This is a genomic window from Phenylobacterium sp., assembly GCF_037189685.1.
In the GTDB taxonomy this organism is placed as follows: domain Bacteria; phylum Pseudomonadota; class Alphaproteobacteria; order Caulobacterales; family Caulobacteraceae; genus Phenylobacterium.
In genome coordinates this window covers 191,727-209,329 of record NZ_JBBCIT010000028.1, presented here as the reverse complement: position 1 = coordinate 209,329, position 17,603 = coordinate 191,727, and the positions used below count along the sequence as shown (strand labels likewise).

Genomic DNA, 17,603 nt, shown 5'->3' with positions numbered 1-17,603 from the left:
CTCAGAGCGCCCGGCTGGGGTCGAAGTGGGCGGTGTCGTAATGGATGCCCCGGCGCAGCATCTCGTCCAGCGCGCGCGGGCGCAGGCCGGTGGCGCGGTGTTCGCCGTGGACCGTGCCGTCCTCGTCGGTGTGGGTGCGGTTGAACAGGAAGATGTCCTGCATCTGCACCACCGCGCCCTCCATGCCGACGATCTCGGTGACGTGGGTGACCTTGCGCTTGCCGTCCGACAGGCGGTTCACCTGCACGACCATCCCGACCGCCGAGGCGATCTGGTAGCGGACGGCGTCGGCGCCGATGTTCAGGCCGCCCATCGCCACCATCTGCTCCAGGCGGCTGATCGCCTCGCGCGGGTTGTTCGAGTGGATGGTGGCCATCGAGCCCTCGTGGCCGGTGTTCATGGCCTGGAGCATGTCGAACGCCTCTTCGGCGCGGACCTCGCCCAGGATCACGCGGTCGGGGCGCATCCGCAGGGCGTTCTTCACCAGCTCGCGCTGGCGGATCTCGCCCTTGCCCTCGATGTTGGGCGGCCGGGTCTCCATGCGCACCACGTGCGGCTGCTGGAGCTGGAGCTCGGCGGCGTCCTCGATGGTGATCAGGCGCTCGCCGTGGCTGATGGCTGCGGACAGGGCGTTCAGCAGGGTCGTCTTGCCCGAGCCGGTGCCGCCCGAGATCACCGTGGAGACCCGGCTCCTGACCGCGCCGTGCAGGAACTCGGCCATCGCCGGGGTCATGGCGCCGAACTCGACCAGCTTCTCCAGAGTCAGCGGCTTCTTGGAGAACTTGCGGATCGAGACCGAGCAGCCGTCGATGGCGATGGGCGGGATGGCGGCGTTCACGCGGCTGCCGTCGGGCAGGCGGGCGTCGACCATCGGCTGGCTCTCGTCGATGCGGCGGCCCACGCCGGCGACGATGCGGTTCACGATCCGCAGCAGGTGGTCGTTGTCGCGGAAGCGGATGGGGGTCAGCTCCAGCTCGCCGCGGCGCTCGACGTACACCTGGAACGGGCCGTTGATCAGGATGTCGTTGATCGACTCGTCCTTGAGCAGCGGTTCGATCGGCCCCAGGCCCACCATCTCGTCGAAGATCGAGGCGCCGAGGACGTCCAGTTCCCTGGCGTTGAGCGCCATGCGCTCCAGGCGGGCGAACTCGGTCACCTGACCCAGGACCTGGCGGCGCAGTTCGCCTTCCTCCAGCTTGTCCAGCTTGGCGAGGTCGAGCTCGTCGATCAGGCGGGCGTGGAGCCGCAGGCGCAGGTCCAGGTTCGGGTCGCGCGGCGGGCCCTTGGCGGGCTTCGGCTCGGCCTTGGCGGTTGCGGCCGGTTGCGGCGCCGGCGCGGCGGCGGGCGCGGGGGCGGGCTGTGGCGAGGCCGGCGCCGAACGGGCGAGGCTGAACCGTCCCATCCTACTTCGCGCCCTTCGTGCGCTTCGAGGGACCGGGGATGCGACCTGCGAAGCCTTGGCGAAGCCGGTCCATCAGGCGGCCCTGCTGGCGTCGCGGCCGGCGTCGCGGCGCAGGGGCTGGGTCGCCAGGCGGTCGACCAGGGTCTGCACGTCCTTGACGATCCTGGACTTGGGCCGGTGCTGGGCGATCGGGCCGCCCAGGTTGGCCGAGGCGGCGGCGGCCTCCCAGTCGGAGCTGATCCCGGCCTCGGCCTTGCGCTGAAGCGCCTTCTCGGCCTCGGTCATGGACGGGGCCGGCCCGAACATCCGGCTGGCCAGGCGGTTCAGCACGATGCGGGGGCGCAGGCCCGAGTTCACGCTGTCCTCGATCTCGTCGGAATAGGCGCGGGCGGCCAGCAGCGCGGGGACCGTCAGCTCGGAGATCACCAGCACCTCGTCGCAGCCCGCGAGCGCCTCCAGGGTCCAGGGGCGGCGGTGGCGGGGGATGTCCAGGATCACCCACTCGTAGCACTCGCAGACGACCTCGAGCATCCGGAGCATCGACTCGCGGCTCATCGCATCGAAGGCGGAGGCGTCGCGGACGCCTGCGATCAGGTCGAGCCCCTTCGAGACGGGCGTGACGAAGGCGTGCAGCATGGCCGCGTCGATCCGGTCGGCCGCCTGGCCGAAGTCGGCGAGACGGGTGGTCGGCGAACAGCCGAGGTAGGCGGCCGCCGCCCCGTCGGCCAGGTTGAGGTCCACGAGGCAGACCGCGCGATCCTTGGCGGCGCGCTGGGCCAGGGTGTGGGCGATCTCGATGGCGAGGGTCGTGGCGCCCGAGCCGCCGACGGCGCCGGTGACGCCCCAGCAGCGCGACTCGACGCCCGGCGCGGCGGGGGCGACAGCGGGCTGGCTCTGGGCGAGGAGGGCCTGCACCGCCGCGGCGAGCTGATCGGGCGTGAACGGCGCCTCCAGGATGTCGGAGGCATCCATCCGCAGGACGTTGCGCACGAGTCCCGCGGGCAGGTTCTCGCCCGCCACCAGGACCGGCGGGGGCGCGCGCAGGGCCGACAACGCGCGGATCACGGTCGCCATGGCGGCGGCGTCCCAGGCGTCGGCGTCGATCAGGACGAGGTCGGCGGGCTCCATGCCCAGCGCGGCGACCTGGTCGATGAAGCCGGCCTCGAACCGGCTTCCGGCGAGGGCGTTGTCGGCGTAGGCGGCGAGGCCGGCGCCCAGCGCGAGGATGCGCTGGCCGGCCAGCGGTACGGAACGTGCGCTCAACGCCCGTCCCCCTTGGCGAAGGGCATGTCGGCGGACTTGCCGTCCAGCATCAGCCGTTCGGCGGACGGCTCGCGGCCGGGCAGGGCGTCGATCCGCTCGACGCGATGGTCGGCCGGCGTCGAGAGGCGCGGCGTGACGAGGATCAGCAGCTCGCTCTCCTGGCGCTTCCAGCGCGCCGAGCGGAAGAGGGCGCCCAGCACCGGGACGTCGCCGATCCAGGGGGTCTGCTGGACCACGTTCTCGTAGCCGCGCTGGAACAGGCCCGCCATCGCGAAGGTGTCGCCGTCGCGCAGCTCCAGCGTGGTGTTGGCGCGGCGCACGGTGAGGGCCGGGACGGTGAGCTGGTTCAGGGTCAGGGCGTTGTTGTAGTCCAGCGCGCTCACCTCGGGCTCGACCGCCAGGCGGATCCAGCCGTTGTGCTGCACCACGGGCACGAAGTTGAGCTTCACGCCGTAGGGCCGGAACTCGATCACGATCTTGCCGAGGTCCTGGGGCACCGGGAACGGGAACTCGCCGCCGGCCAGGAAGCTCGCCTTCTGGCCCGAGATGGCCACGAGGTTGGGCTTGGCCAGGGTGCGGACGACGCCCTTGTCCTCCAGCGCCTGGAGCTGGGTCTGGATGTTGGCCGCGTTCCAGCCGCCGTTCGTGCCGAAGGAGCCGTGCGGCGGGTTGACGCCGATCAGGCCCGTGCCGGTCACCACGGCGAACGACTCGTTGAAGATGTTCAGGTTGAAGCCCATGTCCTTCAGGGCCGAGCGGTTGGCCTCCAGGATGCGGACCTCGAGGATCACCTGCTGCGCGTTCTGCACCGTCAGGCGCGAGATCACCGAGTCGGGGGCGTAGGCCTGGGCGATCTTCTCGGCGCCGTTCTGGACGCCCGAGTTCGACACCTCGCCGGCCAGCATCAGCATCTCGCCCAGGTTCCGGACCTGGATCGGCTCGCCGGGGAAGGCGGCCCGCAGGTCCTGCTGCAGGCCGTCGGCGTCGTGGCCGACCCGGACGTCGATGACTTCCGACAGGCCGCCGCCGCGCCCGTAGACCAGCATGTTGGTCGCGCCGAACTCGATGCCCTGGACGTAGAACGACGACTCCGACGTCGCCGTGACCTTGGCGATCTCGGGCTGGGCGACGACGATGCGCGACGCCGGGCCGGGCAGGCGGAACGACAGCGACTTGTCCCGCGGGACGTGGATGGTCCGGCGCAGGACGGGCTCGCTCGCCAGGATCTGGGCGGCGGCCGGCGTCGCCTGGGCCAGCGCGGCGCCGGTCAGGGACAGCGCGAGCAGCGCGCTCAGGACGGTTCGGGACATTTCGGGGAAGCGGGTCATGGCGATCAGCTCTTGGCGCTCGGGCCGGCGTCGGCGGCGGGACCTTGCAGGCTGGGCGCCTTCGTGTCGGGCGCCGGGGAGATCTTCGGCCGGCTGCGCTTGGCGGGCTCGCCCTCGACGATGAGGATGGCCGAGTAGGGACGCGCGGGGCCGGCGGCGCGGGCCCCGCCGCCGCCCAGGAAGTCGCCGGTGCGGATGGGCGGAGCCTTGGCGATCTCGGCGGCGCCGTTGCGCCGGAGCGCCAGCGACAGCTCGCCCAGGGTGGCGGCCACCGACAGCTTCTGGGCGTTCTCGACCGAGACCTCGATGGTGGCGGTGCTGGGCGCCGCCGGCTTGTCGGAGGTGGGGTCGGCGTTCAGGTTCATGCCCAGCACGCGGGCGTTCTGGACCACCACGTAGGAGATGTAGTTGCGCTGGGGGCCGTCGGGCGTGAGGTCGCGGATCAGGACGACGTCCACGTGATCGCCCGGCATGGCGTGCCCGCCCACGCCCGCGGCGTCGTCGACCTTCAGCGTATAGGCGCGCATGCCTTCGGTGATGGCGGCCGAGACGGTGGGCCGCGAACCGGGGCCGGACAGCTTGGCGGGCAGCAGCGGTTCGCGCTCCGCGATGGGGAAGAGGGCCACGGGCGGGCCGCCCTTGTCGGCCGACATGATGACGTCGAGCGAGGCGTAGGCGCCCTCGGGCAGGACCGACTTCGGAACCTTGATGACCGTGAGCATCCCCGGCTCGAGCTTCTCGCCGTACTTGATGGCCCGCGAGGCGACGACCACGGGCTCGCCCTGGACCTCGGCGCGCACGATCGGGTTCCGCGCCGAGGCGGCGTTCGGGAGCGCGATCTTGGCGATGAACAGGGCGCCCAGACCGAGGGCGGCCGAGGCCGCCAGACTGACGATGGTGACGACGCGCATTCGCTTCCCGGCCGACGCTTTTCTGGTTGCGTGGCGACGTTAACGACGTGCGCCTTAGGGTATCCCGAACAAACAGGGTGAAGATCGCGGTAGGGTTTCTGAAAGGCCGGCCTCCGGCTGGCGCGGCGGGCGCCGCTGCGGATAGGCTGGGCCTGGACAAGAGGCGGAGAGGACGCGCGATGAAGGTGAGGCGACTGGGGAATTCCGGGCTCAAGGTCAGCGTCGTCGGCCTGGGCTGCAACAATTTCGGCATGCGGATCGACGCAGCCCAGACCGAGGCCGTGGTGAACGCCGCGATCGACGCCGGGATCACCCTGTTCGACACGGCCGACGTCTACGGCGGAACGCAGTCCGAGGTGTTCCTGGGCCAGGCGCTGGGCAAGCGGCGCCACGAGGTGGTGCTGGCCACCAAGTTCGGCATGTCGGTGGGCGGCGACCCGAAGAAGAAGGGCGGTTCGCGCCGGTGGATCATGCAGGCGGTGGAGGACAGCCTGCGGCGGCTGGGCACCGACTACATCGACCTCTACCAGCACCACAGCCCCGACCCCGACACCCCGGTGGACGAGACGCTCCGGGCGCTGGACGACCTCGTGACACAGGGCAAGGTCCGCTACCTGGGCAATTCGAACTACACGGGCTGGCAGATCGCCGACGCCGACTGGACGGCCGCCGGCCAGACCCGGTTCGTCTCGGCCCAGAACCTCTACTCCCTGCTGGAGCGGGACGTGGAGCGCGAGGTCCTGCCGGCCTGCGAGCACTTCGGCCTGGGCTTCCTGCCGTTCTTCCCGCTGGCTTCGGGCCTGTTGTCGGGCAAGTACGCGCGCGGCGTGGCGCCGGCCGAAGGCACACGCCTGGCCGCCTGGGGCGCCCGCGGCCAGGCGGCGATGAGCGACGCCAACTTCGACAGGGTCGAGGCGCTGGAGGCCTGGGCGAAGGCGCGGGGCCACACGATCCTGGAGCTCGCCTTCGCCTGGCTGCTGGGCCACGAGGTCGTGAGTTCGGTGATCGCCGGCGCCACGACGCCCGACCAGGTGAAGACCAACGCCGCCACCGCGGAATGGACCCTGACGCCGGAAGAGGTCGAAGAGGTGGGGAAGCTGGTGGGGTGAGGCCCGTTCCGGCGCGGGCGCGAAGCGCCCGTGGTCCGGAGGTCAGACGCCGGTGGTCGGCCCGATCCCGCGGCCATCCGTCGGCAGGCTGTTCCACGGCGACGACGTGTGGGTCTCGAACGCCGCCTTCAGCGCGCGGGCGCGAACGATCAGGTCCTGCGCGCGCCGGGACAGGTCGTCTTCGGCGTCGGCCGGCGCGGTGAAGGTCGGGCGATAGGCGTCGATCTCGGCCATGAGCCGGGCCAGTTCGGCGGTCTCGGCTTCGCTCGCGGCGCTGGCGTCGAGGCGCCGGACGACCTCCTCCAGCGCAGCTTCGAAGGCGTCCTGGGTCCGGATGGTCATGGCGGGGCTCCTCGCTGTGGCGAGAGGAAAACGCCGGCGCCCGGACCGGGGTTGCGGGCGGCCACGCCCGAGACCCCCGCGCCCGCCCGTTACCCCATCTAGCGCCGATCCAGCGCTTGGATCACGGCGCCGACTGTTCGTCAGGCAGGCGATCCGGGCGTCGGGATGGCGTCGATGGAGAGAGCGCCAATCTCAGCTTCACAAATGTTATGTTATAATATAACGAACGCGCCTTCGATGAATTGGGGGTGGCGCTACAATGATCTCCAGGCCCTGGTCCGCCCGCCGGGCGGATGTCCGCGCACGACTGACCGCCTTCGGCGCGGGGCCGCTTCTCGCCCTGGCCGCCATGCCAGGCGCGGCCGAGGCGGACCTCGTCGATGAAGAGGGACGCGCCCATGCGGTAAGCGGGGTCACGGTCGAGGGCGCGCGCGACAGCTATGCCGCCAAGACCGTCACCATCGGCGGCAAGGAGCCGGTCTCGATCCTCGAGATCCCGAACACCGTCAGCGTCATCACCCGGCAGCGGATCCAGGACCAGAACCTGGTCACCATGGTCGACGCCCTGGCGCAGGTCCCCGGTGTCCATGTGACGACCTGGGACGGGCTGATCGGCCAGATCCGATCCCGCGGCTATCTGCTGGACGTCTCCTATGACGGCATCCCCGCCTGGAACAGCGGTCAGGCGCAGGAATTCGACCTCGTGGTCTATGAGCAGATCGAGGTCCTCCGCGGACCCGCCGGCCTCTTCAAGGGCTCGGGTCAGCCGAGCGGCACCGCCAACTTCGTGCGCAAGCGCGCCCCGGCCGCCGTCTCCGGCTCCGCCGTGGCCTCCGCGGGAACGTGGAACAACTATCGTGTCGAGGCCGACGTCGGTGGGCCTCTGGCGTTCGACGGGCGGCTGCGGGGTCGGGTCGCCGGATCCTACCTGCAGCGCGACTTCCATACCGACCGCTCGCACGAGGAGAAGGTCGTCGCCTACGGGATCCTGGACCTCGACCTCACCGACCGGACCATCGCGTCCGTCGCCGTGGCCTACCAGGACGACCGGGGCGAGGCGATGAGCATGGGGCTTGCGAACTATTTCCTCGCCGGCCACCCGCTCCACAACCGGTTCATCGACGCGCCGCGCTCGACCAACCAGTACCCGGACTGGAACCTGAACGTCTACGAGACGATCGAGTATGCCGCCGACCTGCGCCACACGCTGGCCAACGCCTGGGTGCTGCGGGCCAAGGCCACCTACCGCGAGCAGCGGAAGATCTTCAACGACGGCTTTCCCACCCCTGGGACCGGCCTCAACCCGGTGACGGGACGGTTCAGCAGCTACAACCGCCGGGACAACGACGGGACCACGGACCGCACCGGCGTCGACCTCTACGCCTCAGGTCCGATCGCGCTGCTCGGCCGCGAGCATCACCTGACCGTCGGCTACAGCTACGAGTTCTACAGGAATCTCTACTCGACCATCACCAACATCCCCTACACCGGCGCGCCGGCCGGGGCGGGGATCCCGCTCGCAGAGGCCGCTTCGGTCCCGCGCCCGGACTTCATCCACAACGTCGGCGGGGACACCCGCACGAAGCAGACCGGCTTCTACGGCCAAGGCCGGTTCGAGGTCATCGACGGCCTGACGGTCGTGCTCGGCGCACGGCTCAGCAACTTCGACTCCCGGTTCCGCAACATCGCGCCGAGCCCCGCCCCGACGCCGTTCCGGAGCCAGGGCAAGGAGAGCGACGTCCTCACGCCCTATGGCGGCCTCGTCTACTATCTGCGGCCGAACATCACCGTCTACGGCAGCTATTCGGACATCTTCATCCCGCAGACGGCCTTGAGCTGGGACCCGGACGGCGGAACGCCGCTCGATCCCCGGGTCGGCAAGCAGCTTGAGATCGGGATCAAGGGCGCCTTCCTGGATGACGGCCTGAACGCCTCGCTCGCGATCTTCCGGACACGCGATGTCAACCGCTCCTTCGCCGACCCGGCCCATCCGGGCTTCTTCCTGCAGCTGGGCGAGGTGGAGGTCCGTGGCCTGGATCTTGAGGTGACCGGTCGCCCCGCCCCCGGCCTCGACCTTTCGCTCGGCTATTCGTACCTGCGCACCGAGCACCTGCAGAACGCGAACGCGGCCCTCGTCGGCGCGCCCTTCGACACCTGGGAGCCGAAGCACACGCTCAAGGCCTTCGCCAAGTACAACCCGAGCGCGCCGGGCTGGAGCCGTGGCTGGGTCGCCATCGGCGCCCACGCCCAGAGCACCTTCGTGGGCGGCGGCGTCGCCGGGGTGCGCGAACAGAAGCCCTACGCGATCTTCAGCCTCCACGGCGGCTATGCGATCACGCCCAGGGTCTCGGTCGCCGCCTCGCTGAACAACGTCTTCGACAAGGTCTACTACGCCCGCGTCGGCGGCCCGAACACCTACAACACATACGGTGACCCCCGAAACCTCACCGTGGCTCTGCGCGCGAGGTTCTGAGGCTGCGTCCTGGCGTTGGTCCCTGACAGCCTTCTGTAACGGGCCTTGGGTGGTCAATCCCTTTTGAGCGTCGATCCATCGCCGGGGTCTTGCTTCTGTCCGTGGCCGCCACCTGATGGGGTCGGATGAGAACCAGGCCGGCCCATCTAGGAGGCGCGGTCGCCGCCGCTTGGGCTGTTACGGCCTGACCTGGTCCATCGTCCCGGCGAGGGACGTCGCTCAAGGAAGGGCTTGGTGTGATGGGTCCTTCCCAGAACCTCGATCTTGTCTCCTGCTCAGGCCGCCCGGGCGACAGGGCCGCCCAGGTCGGGATTGAATACGGTTCCATCGGCCAGCATCCGGTGCAGCACCACGGCCAGCCGGCGAGCCGGCGCCACCTTGGCCTTGCACATCCCGGCGCGCTTGGCGTCCGCCAAGGCCCAGGTCTTCAGCTTCGAGCCCCTGGCGGAGCGCGTCAGCATCACGTGCGCCGCCTCGTAGAGGAAGCCCCCGCCCGTTACCCCGCGTCTAGGGCTGCGGCTTTGGTCCCAGCAGCGGCATCACCTCCACCCCGTCGCAGGGAAAGATGGTGAAGTGCGGATGGCCTTCGAACAGTTTCGCCGCCGCCTCGTGCGACGGCGCGCGCACGACCACGAAGACCGTCAGGTGGTTCACCACGTCGGACACGCCCTCGGCCGTCGTGCGCTTGGTCGGCCCGAGCGGGCCGCCCCCGTAGACGATGACGTCGCGGTGGGCCTCGTCCCAGGCCGCCAGCGCCGCCAGCCCCTTCTCGTCCGTCGCTCGCCGCTCGTCTTCGGACATCGCGTACCAGGCCCGCCAGCGCGGCCCGGCCTTGTCGCTGGTGAAGACCGCCAGGTAGTGGTCGCCGTCCGACATGCCGTCCTCCTGCGCCGGTCTCACCTCAGCGCCGATCGCGCGGATCGGGCGCCGGCCCGCCAGGCTTCCGCGAGGTCATACTTTCATCCGGCCGCCGTCCGCGCAAAGCTGAGGGCCGAGGAAGCGCCAGACCGGGTCAGCCGGCGGCTGCAAGGCGGGATCGGGCAGATGAATTTCGACTATTCCGACGACCAGAAGTTCCTGAAGAACGAGGCGCGCAAGTTCCTCGACGCCAACTGCACGACCGCGCATGTGCGCAAGGTGCTGAACGACGACGGTCGACCGTACGATGCCGACCTGTGGAAGGCCGTCGCCGCCCAGGGCTGGCTGGGGGCCGCGATCCCCGAGGAACACGGCGGACTGGGGCTGGGCCACATCGAGCTTTGCGCCATCGCCGAGGAGCTGGGGCGCGCGGTGGCGCCGATCCCGTTCGCCTCGACGGTCTATTTCCTGGCCGAGGCGGTGATGCTGGCGGGCAGTGACGCGCAGAAGGCGGCGCTGCTGCCGAGGATCGCGGCCGGCGAGGTCATCGGCTGCGTGGCGACCTCGGAGGGGCCGGGCCCAGTGGGCGCGGCGTCGGTCCAGGCGCAGGTGTCGGGCGGCAAGCTCTCCGGGACCAAGCTGCCGGTGACCGACGGCGACATCGCCACCCACGCCCTGGTGCTGGCCAAGGAGGGCGGGCAGGCGGGCCTCTTCGTCGTGGACCTCTCCTCCGGGGTGACGCGCGAGGCGCTCAAGACGCTCGACCCCACGCGGGACGCCGCGAAACTGACGTTCGCCGGCGCGGCGGCCGAGCGGCTGGGCGGGGCGGGCGAGGGGCTGGCGCTGCTGGAGCAGGTGAACGACCGGGCGGCGGTGCTGCTGGCCTTCGAGCAGACGGGCGGGGCCGACAAGGCGCTCGAGATGGCCAAGGCCTATGCGCTGGAGCGCTACGCCTTCGGCCGCGTGATCGCCAGCTACCAGGCCATCAAGCACAAGCTGGCCGACATCTACATCAAGAACGAGCTGGCCCGGTCGAACGCCTACTACGGGGCCTGGGCGCTCAACACCAATGCGCCGGAACTGCCGGTGGCGGCCAGCGCGGCGCGGATCGCGGCGTCCGAGGCGTTCTGGTTCGCGGCCAAGGAGAACATCCAGACCCACGGCGGGATCGGCTTCACCTGGGAGGTGGACGCCCACCTCTACTACCGCCGCTCGCGGCAGCTCGCCCTCGTGGCCGGGGCGCCGCGGGTGTGGAAGGAGCGGCTGGTCAGCCAGCTCGAACGACGAAACGCGGCCTGAACCCGCCGGAGGCGATCTTCTGGAACCACAGAAAACACGGAAGACACAGAAGGGGCTGGGGCTGATCGGTCTCTCGCGGTCTCATTCTGTGTCTTCTGTGTTTTCCGTGGTTTCGCGCGCAAGCGCGCCTTCGAGGCGCACTGTTTTGACGATGAGGACCTAGGAATGGACTTCAACGACACCCCCGAGGAAGCCGCCTATCGCGCGGAGGCGCGCAAGTGGCTGGAGGCCAATGCGCCGAAGGCGGCCGTCGTCGGCGACGACCTGGAGGGCGGGACCAAGGACACCATGCCCGCCTCCAAGGCCTGGCAGGCGAAGAAGGCGGCCGCCGGCTACGCCCAGATCACCTGGCCCAAGGAATGGGGCGGACCGGGGGGCACGCCGATCCAGCAGGTGATCTTCAACGCGGAGGAGGCGAAGCACCCCGTGCCGCCGAACCCGTTCGCCATCGGGCTGGGCATGTGCGTGCCGACGGTGATGGCGTTCGCCGACGCCGAGACCAAGACCCGGTTCGTGGGGCCCGCGCTGCGGGGCGAGGAGATCTGGTGCCAGCTCTTCTCCGAGCCGTCGGGCGGGTCGGACGTGGCGGCGGCGCGGACCAAGGCCGTGCAGGCGCCGGACGGCTCGGGCGACTGGATCATCGACGGCCAGAAGGTGTGGACGACGGGGGCCCAGTTCTCGAACTTCGGCATCGTCGTCTGCCGGACCGACCCGGACGCGCCCAAGCACAAGGGCCTGACGATGTTCTGGGTCGACATGAGCGATCCGGGGATCGAGGTGCGGCCGATCCACCAGATGTCGGGCGGCTCGGGCTTCAACGAGGTGTTCTTCACCGGCGTGCGGGTGAAGGACAGCCAGCGGCTGGGCGCGGTGGGCGACGGCTGGAAGGTCAGCCTGGTGACCCTGATGAACGAGCGCTTGGCGGTGGGCGGCTCGTCGGGCGCGGGCTGGGCCGAGTTCATGGAGGCGGCGCGGAACGTCACGGGCCTGGACGGCGCGCCGGCGCTGAAGGACCAGGCGGTCCGCGAGAAGATCGCCGACTGGTACGTGCAGGCCGAGGGCCTGCGCCACACCCGCAACCGCACCATGACGGCGCTGAGCCGCGGCCAGACGCCGGGGCCCGAAAGCTCGATCGGCAAGGTGGTGGCCGCCACCCAGATGCAGGAGCTGGCCAACAGCGCGGTGGAGATGCTGGATCAGTACGGGATCATCAACGACCCGGCCCTGGCGCCCCTGAAGGGCGGGTTCCACGCCTCGCTGATGAGCGCGCCGGGCCTCAGGATCGCCGGCGGCACCGACGAGATCCTGCGCAACATCATCGCCGAGCGCGTCCTGGGCCTGCCCGGCGACATCCGCGTGGACAAGGACGTGGCGTTCAAGGACGTGCCGACCGGGCGGTAGAGCGCGGCGAGCCTGCCGCCGCCTTCGGCCGCCGCAGCCTCAGGCCGCCGCCGCCTGGCCGACGATCGCACGCGCGACGGCCTCGGCGACCTTGATGCCGTCGACGCCGGCCGAGAGGATGCCGCCCGCATAGCCGGCGCCTTCGCCCGCGGGGAACAGGCCGCGGACGTTCAGGCTCTGGAAATCGGCGCCGCGGGTGATGCGCAGGGGCGACGACGTGCGGGTCTCGACGCCGGTCAGCAGCGCCTCGGGATCGTCGTAGCGCGGAATCCTGCGGCCGAAGACGGGCAGGGCCTCGCGCATCGCCTCGATCACATAGTCCGGCATGAGCGGGGCCAGGTCGGTGGGGCGCACGCCCGGACGGTAGCTGGGGACCACCTCGCCAAGGGCGGTCGAGGCGCGGCCGGCCAGGAAGTCGCCCACCGTCTGGCCGGGCGCATGGTAGCCGCCGCCGCCGGCGACGTAGGCTGCGCTCTCCAGCCGCCGCTGGAGTTCGATTCCCGCCAGCGGGTGGCCATCGGGATAGTCGGCGGGCGTGATGCCCACCACGAAGCCCGAGTTCGCGTTCCGCTCGTTGCGCGAATACTGGCTCATGCCGTTGGTGACGACGCGGCCCGGCTCGGAGGTCGCCGCCACGACCGTGCCGCCCGGGCACATGCAGAAGCTGTAGACGGTCCGCCCGTTGGCGGCGTGATGCGACAGCGAGTAGGCGGCCGCGCCCAGGTCGGGGTGGCCCGCGCAGGGGCCGAACAGGGCGCGGTCGATCCAGGACTGGGGATGCTCGATGCGGAAGCCGATGGAGAACGGCTTGGCCTCGATATGCACGCCGTGGCCGTGCAGCATCTCGAAGGTGTCGCGGGCGGAGTGCCCCACCGCCAGCACCACCTGGTCGGCCTCGAGGAATTCGCCCGTGTGGAGGTGGAGGCCTCGCAGCCGCCGGGCGCCGTCTCCGGCCGGGCTCAGCTCGACGCCGGTCACGCGGTGCTGGAAGCGGTACTCCCCGCCCAGCGTCTCGATCCGGGCGCGCAGGCTTTCCACCATCGTCACCAGGCGGAAGGTGCCGATGTGGGGGTGGGCCTCGGTGAGGATCTCGGGCGGGGCGCCGGCGGCCACGAACTCGGTCAGCACCTTGCGGCCCAGGAAGCGGGGGTCCTTGATCTGGCTGTAGAGCTTGCCGTCCGAGAACGTGCCGGCCCCGCCCTCGCCGAACTGGACGTTGGACTCGGGGTTCAGCTCGCTGCGCCGCCAGAGGCCCCAGGTGTCCCGGGTGCGCTCGCGCACCACCTTGCCGCGGTCGAGGATGATGGGCCGGAAGCCCATCTCGGCCAGGACCAGGCCTGCGAACAGTCCGCAGGGCCCGGCGCCGACCACCACCGGGCGGCGCGGCAGGGCGGGCGGCGCGGCGGCGACGTGCCGATAGGCGGTGTCGGGCGTCGGGCGGATGTGCGGGTCGCCGGCCAGCCGCTTCAGCACGGCGGCCTCGCCCTTCACCTCGGCGTCGACGATGTAGACCTTGAGGATCGCGGCCTTCTTCCGGGCGTCGTGCGCCCGCTTCCAGACCGACCAGCGGACGAGTTCGGTCGGGTCCACGCCCAGCCGCCGGGCGATCGCCGCCGGCAGGGCCTCGGGCGCATGGTCCAGGGGCAGCTTGAGTTCCGAGATCCGCAGCATCGCGGGGTCTATGTAGCGGGTCGCGAAGGGTTCTGCATGGGGTTGGCCTATCCACCCCAACTCGTCATCCCGCGGCTTGTCCGCGGGACCCATTGCACGCGGGAGACCATCGCTGTCCGCGGTGTCGCCGTTCGGGAGTGTTTCTGGCGCCACGGCGTTGAATGGGTCCCGCGGACAAGCCGCGGGATGACGAAGGGTGTGGGGTCGCGTCGCGCCTCAATCGATCCAGCGCAGCGCCCGCTGGAACAGGCCGACGGTCTGGGCGTGGAGGCGCTCGCCGGTGGCGACCTCGGCCTTGCCGGCGGCCGCGCGGGCGTGGGTGCCTTCGAGGATGATGCCCAGCTTGTAGCAGGCCAGCACGCCGTACCAGCGCATGTGCGACATATCCCGGTCGGTCCGGCCGGCATAGCGGTCCACCAGTTCGTCGGCGGTCGGGAAGCCGTCCCAGGGCTGGACCGAGACATTCCCGGCCTCGACGGCGTCGGACTGGGGCCAGGTGGCCATCAGCCAGCCCAGGTCCAGCAGCGGATCGCCGATCGTGGTCAGCTCCCAGTCCACGATGGCCGCCAGCTCGGGTCCGTCGAAGCGGTACATGACGTTGGCCAGGTGGTAGTCGCCGTGGATCAGGCCGGGTGTGAACGCCGGCGGCCGATGGGCGTCGAGCCAGGCCCCGACCGCGTCGATCCCCTCGATCCCGCCGGGGCCGGCCCAGCCCTCGTACTCGTGATAGCTGTCGAGCTGCTTCTTCCAGCGGCCGACCTGGCGTTCGAGGAAACCTTCGGCCCGGCCCAGGTCCGACAGGCCGCGCGCCACGTGGTCCACCCGGCCCAGGGCGGCGATGCCGTCCACCAGGGCGAAGCCCATGGCCCGGCGCACCTGCGGGTCGCCCGCGTGCAGCGGCGGCAGGCCCACGGTGGGATTGAAGCCGTCGACCGGCTCCATCAGGTAGAAGGCCGCGCCCAGCACGTCCTCCTCCGCGCAGGCGGCGATCAGGCGGGGGTGGGGCACGTCGGTGTCGGCCAGCGCCGCCAGCACGCGCGCCTCGCGCCGCATGGTCTCGCTGCCGTTCATGCGCGGCGAGAGGGGCGGGCGGCGCAGCATGAACGCGCGGTCGCCCCGCCGGAAGCGCAGCAGGATGTTCTGGGTGCCGCCGGGCGGGCGGCCGGCGACGTCCAGCGGCCCGGCCTCCAACCCCCGGTCGTCCATCCAGGCGGACAGGCGATCCAGGTCCACCAGGCTTCGCCAGGCGTCCAGCGAGGGGTCCGCGGCGCTCATCACATCCTCCCGGCCCGTCAGGGGCCTTTCGCCAAGGTGGGTGACCGGTCGCTGGGGAATGCAAGCCCCGGAGACCGTCACGAACCCGCGCCGGTCGGGCGCGGGTGAAGGCCCCTTGAGAAAGACCGTCATGGCCGGGGCAACAAGCCCGGCCATGACGACGACAATCCCCCGACGGGAATGGCGGGCGCGGCGCCGGACAACGCCGCGCCCGCAACAGCCTCCTTAGCGGCGTCAGTCGTCGGGCCCGGCGCGCTTGGCCTTCGTCCGGGCGCGGCCGGCCTTGTGGCGCGACGCCCAGAGCCTCCGGTTCTGGCGCTCGGCTTCCGGGTCCTGGCGGCGATGCTCGTAGGCCAGTTCGGCCTGGAGTTTCTCGTAGGCCCGCAGCCGGTCCTCGGCGAGCTCGCCGGCTGCGACGGCGGCGCGGATCGCGCACCCCGGCTCGCCCGCGTGGCGGCAGTCGCTGAAGCGGCACTGGGCGGCCAGGGCCTCGACGTCCTCGAAGGTCGCCGAGACGCCGGCCTCGGCCTCCCACAGCCCCAGCTCCCGCATGCCCGGCGTGTCCAGCACCAGCCCGCCGGAGGGCAGGAGCACCAGTTCGCGGTGGGTGGTGGTGTGCCGCCCGCGCGCGTCGTCCTCGCGGATCTCGCCCGTGGCCATGCGCGCCTCGCCCGCCAGGGCGTTGAGCAGGGTCGACTTGCCGGCGCCCGACGACCCCAGCAGCACCGCGGTGCGGCCCGGCGGCAGGCGGGCGGCGATGCGGTCGAGGCCTTCGCCGGTCTTCGACGAGACGGCCAGGACCGGCGCGCCGGCCGCGACCGCCTCGACCTCGGCGCAGATGGCGGCGGGGTCGGGCGTGAGGTCGGCCTTGGTGAGCACGATCACCGGTTCGGCGCCGCTCTCGTACGCGGTGGCCAGATAGCGTTCCAGCCGGCGCAGGTTCAGGTCGGCGTTCATGGACGCCACCAGGAACGCGACGTCGGCGTTGGCGGCCACCACCTGGGCGCCGCCCCGCGGACCCGCAGCCTTGCGGATGAAGGCGGTGCGGCGGGGCAGCACCGCCTGGATCAGGCCGAGGGTCTCGCCCGGGCGGGGCTCGACCGCGACCCAGTCGCCGGCGGCGGGCCGCTCGACTTCGGGCCCCTTCATCAGCAGGCCCGAGGCGCGGGCGTCGATCTCGCCGTCGGACGTGATGAGGCGATAGCCGCCCCGCTGCTGGACGAGGATGCGGGCGGGGATCAGGCCGTCGGCGGCGAGGGCCAGGAACGGGTCGTGGAGCGCCAGGCTCCAGCCATAGGCGACCAGCGTAGAGGATGTCAGCACGGGAAATGTCCTTGAGGTCGAAAGCCGGTCGGGCGTCGGCCGTCCGGCCCCGGCAAGGACCTCGCGCCCGTCAGGCGCAGACGACGGCGACGCAGCGAAGGGCTGCGCGAACAATGGGCGTCATGTCGCAACCTCCTCTGCGGCTGGCGTTCAAGGGACGGGCGGACCTTGGCGACCTGCGCGGTCTGCGTCAAGAATGCGGAGCGCGAGGAGACATCATGGCCGACATCGAGGTGACCAACAACGAGGCCGAAAGCCGGTTCGAGGTGACGCTCGGCGGCGAGACCGCCTTCGCCGAGTACAGGCTGGTGGATCACGGCATCATCCTGCCGCACACGGTGGTGCCCACGGCCTTCGAGGGGCGCGGCATCGCCAGCAAGCTGGCCGTGGCGGCGTTCACCTATGCCCGTGAGAACGACCGCAAGGTGATCCCCACCTGCCCCTTCATGGCGGGCTGGGTGAAGAAGCATCCCGAGTGGCGCGACATCGTCCACGACACCTACAGGACCCGGCTGGAGCTGGGCTGACCATGGTCCAGTCCAGGGCGGCGACGGTGGACGACTGGCTGGCGGTGGTGGAGCCGGCCCGGCGGGCGGTGCTGGAGGCGGTGCGCGCCGCGGCCCTGCGCAACTTCCCCGCGCTGACCGAGACCATGCGCTACGGCATGCCGACCTATGCGAAGGACGCGACCACGGACGCCGCCTTCGCCTTCAACAGCCAGAAGCAGTACATCTCGCTTTACGTGAGCCCGCGCGTCCATGCGCTGAACGCCGAGGCGCTGAAGGGCCTGGACGCCGGCAAGAGCTGCATCCGCTTCCGCCGGCCCGAGCAGATCGACCTGGCCCTGGTGGACAAGCTGCTGGCCGATACGGCGCGGCTGGACGGGGCGGACGGCTGAGCTGTGGGGCCATGACCCCGGAGGTCATCGACGCCGCGCGCCCGGCGCGA

The 17,603-nt window shown here is 71.1% G+C and carries 15 protein-coding genes and 1 pseudogene; 6 read left to right on the top strand and 10 right to left on the bottom strand.

Features of this window, described 5'->3' with window-relative positions:
- Nucleotide 1: 1 nt before the first annotated feature.
- The 4 genes from WG212_RS16660 to cpaB all read right to left on the bottom strand — a co-directional run bounded on the left by WG212_RS16660 (nucleotide 2) and on the right by cpaB (nucleotide 4,904).
- Nucleotides 2-1,402: a CpaF family protein gene (locus tag WG212_RS16660; RefSeq protein WP_337188238.1), complete on the bottom strand. Its 1,401-nt coding sequence runs from the start codon at nucleotides 1,400-1,402 to the stop codon at nucleotides 2-4.
- Nucleotides 1,403-1,474: 72 nt separating this feature from the next.
- Nucleotides 1,475-2,665, bottom strand: coding sequence for a cellulose synthase operon protein YhjQ/BcsQ (locus WG212_RS16655; RefSeq protein WP_337188237.1), 1,191 nt, complete (start codon nucleotides 2,663-2,665; stop codon nucleotides 1,475-1,477).
- On the bottom strand, nucleotides 2,662-3,993 hold the full coding sequence (locus tag WG212_RS16650) for a type II and III secretion system protein family protein (protein WP_337188236.1): 1,332 nt from the start codon (nucleotides 3,991-3,993) through the stop codon (nucleotides 2,662-2,664). Before WG212_RS16650 ends, WG212_RS16655 begins: the two co-directional genes overlap by 4 nt.
- A gap of 5 nt (nucleotides 3,994-3,998) precedes the next feature.
- On the bottom strand, nucleotides 3,999-4,904 hold the full coding sequence (cpaB, locus tag WG212_RS16645) for a Flp pilus assembly protein CpaB (protein WP_337188235.1): 906 nt from the start codon (nucleotides 4,902-4,904) through the stop codon (nucleotides 3,999-4,001).
- Nucleotides 4,905-5,083: 179 nt separating this feature from the next.
- Between cpaB and WG212_RS16640 the strand changes: the two genes are divergently transcribed.
- Entirely contained in the window at nucleotides 5,084-6,013 is a 930-nt protein-coding gene (locus tag WG212_RS16640) for an aldo/keto reductase (protein ID WP_337188234.1), read from the top strand.
- A gap of 42 nt (nucleotides 6,014-6,055) precedes the next feature.
- Here the strand turns inward: WG212_RS16640 and WG212_RS16635 are convergent, their stop codons facing one another.
- Nucleotides 6,056-6,355 (bottom strand): hypothetical protein, encoded by a 300-nt coding sequence (locus WG212_RS16635; protein WP_337188233.1) that lies wholly within the window; start codon nucleotides 6,353-6,355, stop codon nucleotides 6,056-6,058.
- 259 nt (nucleotides 6,356-6,614) lie between these two features.
- On the opposite strand from WG212_RS16635, the gene WG212_RS16630 reads away from it, so the two are divergent.
- A complete protein-coding gene (locus WG212_RS16630) occupies nucleotides 6,615-8,828 on the top strand; it encodes a TonB-dependent siderophore receptor (protein WP_337188232.1) in 2,214 nt (737 codons plus the stop codon).
- A 275-nt stretch (nucleotides 8,829-9,103) separates the two neighbouring features.
- On the opposite strand, the pseudogene WG212_RS16625 reads toward WG212_RS16630, so the two are convergent.
- Both WG212_RS16625 and WG212_RS16620 read right to left on the bottom strand, forming a co-directional pair.
- Nucleotides 9,104-9,310: pseudogene (locus WG212_RS16625) on the bottom strand (hypothetical protein); the annotation flags it as partial.
- Between the two features lie 25 nt (nucleotides 9,311-9,335).
- Nucleotides 9,336-9,704, bottom strand: a complete 369-nt coding sequence (locus WG212_RS16620) for a hypothetical protein (RefSeq protein WP_337188231.1) — start codon at nucleotides 9,702-9,704, stop codon at nucleotides 9,336-9,338.
- Between the two features lie 168 nt (nucleotides 9,705-9,872).
- On the opposite strand from WG212_RS16620, the gene WG212_RS16615 reads away from it, so the two are divergent.
- Nucleotides 9,873-10,985, top strand: coding sequence for an acyl-CoA dehydrogenase family protein (locus WG212_RS16615; RefSeq protein ID WP_337188230.1), 1,113 nt, complete (start codon nucleotides 9,873-9,875; stop codon nucleotides 10,983-10,985).
- A 165-nt stretch (nucleotides 10,986-11,150) separates the two neighbouring features.
- Nucleotides 11,151-12,386, top strand: coding sequence for an acyl-CoA dehydrogenase family protein (locus WG212_RS16610; protein ID WP_337188229.1), 1,236 nt, complete (start codon nucleotides 11,151-11,153; stop codon nucleotides 12,384-12,386).
- 39 nt (nucleotides 12,387-12,425) lie between these two features.
- Here the strand turns inward: WG212_RS16610 and WG212_RS16605 are convergent, their stop codons facing one another.
- The 3 genes from WG212_RS16605 to rsgA form a co-directional block, all read right to left on the bottom strand.
- Entirely contained in the window at nucleotides 12,426-14,057 is a 1,632-nt protein-coding gene (locus tag WG212_RS16605) for an NAD(P)/FAD-dependent oxidoreductase (protein WP_337188228.1), read from the bottom strand.
- 216 nt (nucleotides 14,058-14,273) lie between these two features.
- Nucleotides 14,274-15,332, bottom strand: coding sequence for a phosphotransferase family protein (locus WG212_RS16600; protein WP_337188227.1), 1,059 nt, complete (start codon nucleotides 15,330-15,332; stop codon nucleotides 14,274-14,276).
- A gap of 234 nt (nucleotides 15,333-15,566) precedes the next feature.
- Nucleotides 15,567-16,655 carry a ribosome small subunit-dependent GTPase A gene (gene rsgA / locus WG212_RS16595; RefSeq protein ID WP_337188226.1) on the bottom strand — a complete coding sequence of 363 codons (1,089 nt, stop codon included), beginning with the start codon at nucleotides 16,653-16,655 and terminating at the stop codon, nucleotides 15,567-15,569.
- Nucleotides 16,656-16,873: 218 nt separating this feature from the next.
- On the opposite strand from rsgA, the gene WG212_RS16590 reads away from it, so the two are divergent.
- The gene (locus WG212_RS16590; RefSeq protein ID WP_337188225.1) at nucleotides 16,874-17,182 is read left to right on the top strand and encodes a GNAT family N-acetyltransferase; all 309 of its coding nucleotides are present in this window, start codon (nucleotides 16,874-16,876) and stop codon (nucleotides 17,180-17,182) included.
- A 2-nt stretch (nucleotides 17,183-17,184) separates the two neighbouring features.
- Nucleotides 17,185-17,553 carry a DUF1801 domain-containing protein gene (locus WG212_RS16585; protein ID WP_337188224.1) on the top strand — a complete coding sequence of 123 codons (369 nt, stop codon included), beginning with the start codon at nucleotides 17,185-17,187 and terminating at the stop codon, nucleotides 17,551-17,553.
- Nucleotides 17,554-17,603: the final 50 nt, after the last annotated feature.

Excerpts from the sequence above, each read along its gene's own strand:
- WG212_RS16635 (WP_337188233.1), bottom strand. The coding sequence starts at position 6,355 with ATGACCATCCGGACCCAGGACGCCTTCGAAGCTGCGCTGGAGGAGGTC.
- WG212_RS16660 (WP_337188238.1), bottom strand. The coding sequence starts at position 1,402 with ATGGGACGGTTCAGCCTCGCCCGTTCGGCGCCGGCCTCGCCACAGCCC.
- WG212_RS16610 (WP_337188229.1), top strand. The coding sequence starts at position 11,151 with ATGGACTTCAACGACACCCCCGAGGAAGCCGCCTATCGCGCGGAGGCG.
- WG212_RS16605 (WP_337188228.1), bottom strand. The coding sequence starts at position 14,057 with ATGCTGCGGATCTCGGAACTCAAGCTGCCCCTGGACCATGCGCCCGAG.
- WG212_RS16630 (WP_337188232.1), top strand. The coding sequence starts at position 6,615 with ATGATCTCCAGGCCCTGGTCCGCCCGCCGGGCGGATGTCCGCGCACGA.
- WG212_RS16600 (WP_337188227.1), bottom strand. The coding sequence starts at position 15,332 with ATGAGCGCCGCGGACCCCTCGCTGGACGCCTGGCGAAGCCTGGTGGAC.
- WG212_RS16650 (WP_337188236.1), bottom strand. The coding sequence starts at position 3,993 with ATGACCCGCTTCCCCGAAATGTCCCGAACCGTCCTGAGCGCGCTGCTC.
- WG212_RS16640 (WP_337188234.1), top strand. The coding sequence starts at position 5,084 with ATGAAGGTGAGGCGACTGGGGAATTCCGGGCTCAAGGTCAGCGTCGTC.
- WG212_RS16620 (WP_337188231.1), bottom strand. The coding sequence starts at position 9,704 with ATGTCGGACGGCGACCACTACCTGGCGGTCTTCACCAGCGACAAGGCC.
- WG212_RS16590 (WP_337188225.1), top strand. The coding sequence starts at position 16,874 with ATGGCCGACATCGAGGTGACCAACAACGAGGCCGAAAGCCGGTTCGAG.
- WG212_RS16585 (WP_337188224.1), top strand. The coding sequence starts at position 17,185 with ATGGTCCAGTCCAGGGCGGCGACGGTGGACGACTGGCTGGCGGTGGTG.
- cpaB (WP_337188235.1), bottom strand. The coding sequence starts at position 4,904 with ATGCGCGTCGTCACCATCGTCAGTCTGGCGGCCTCGGCCGCCCTCGGT.
- WG212_RS16615 (WP_337188230.1), top strand. The coding sequence starts at position 9,873 with ATGAATTTCGACTATTCCGACGACCAGAAGTTCCTGAAGAACGAGGCG.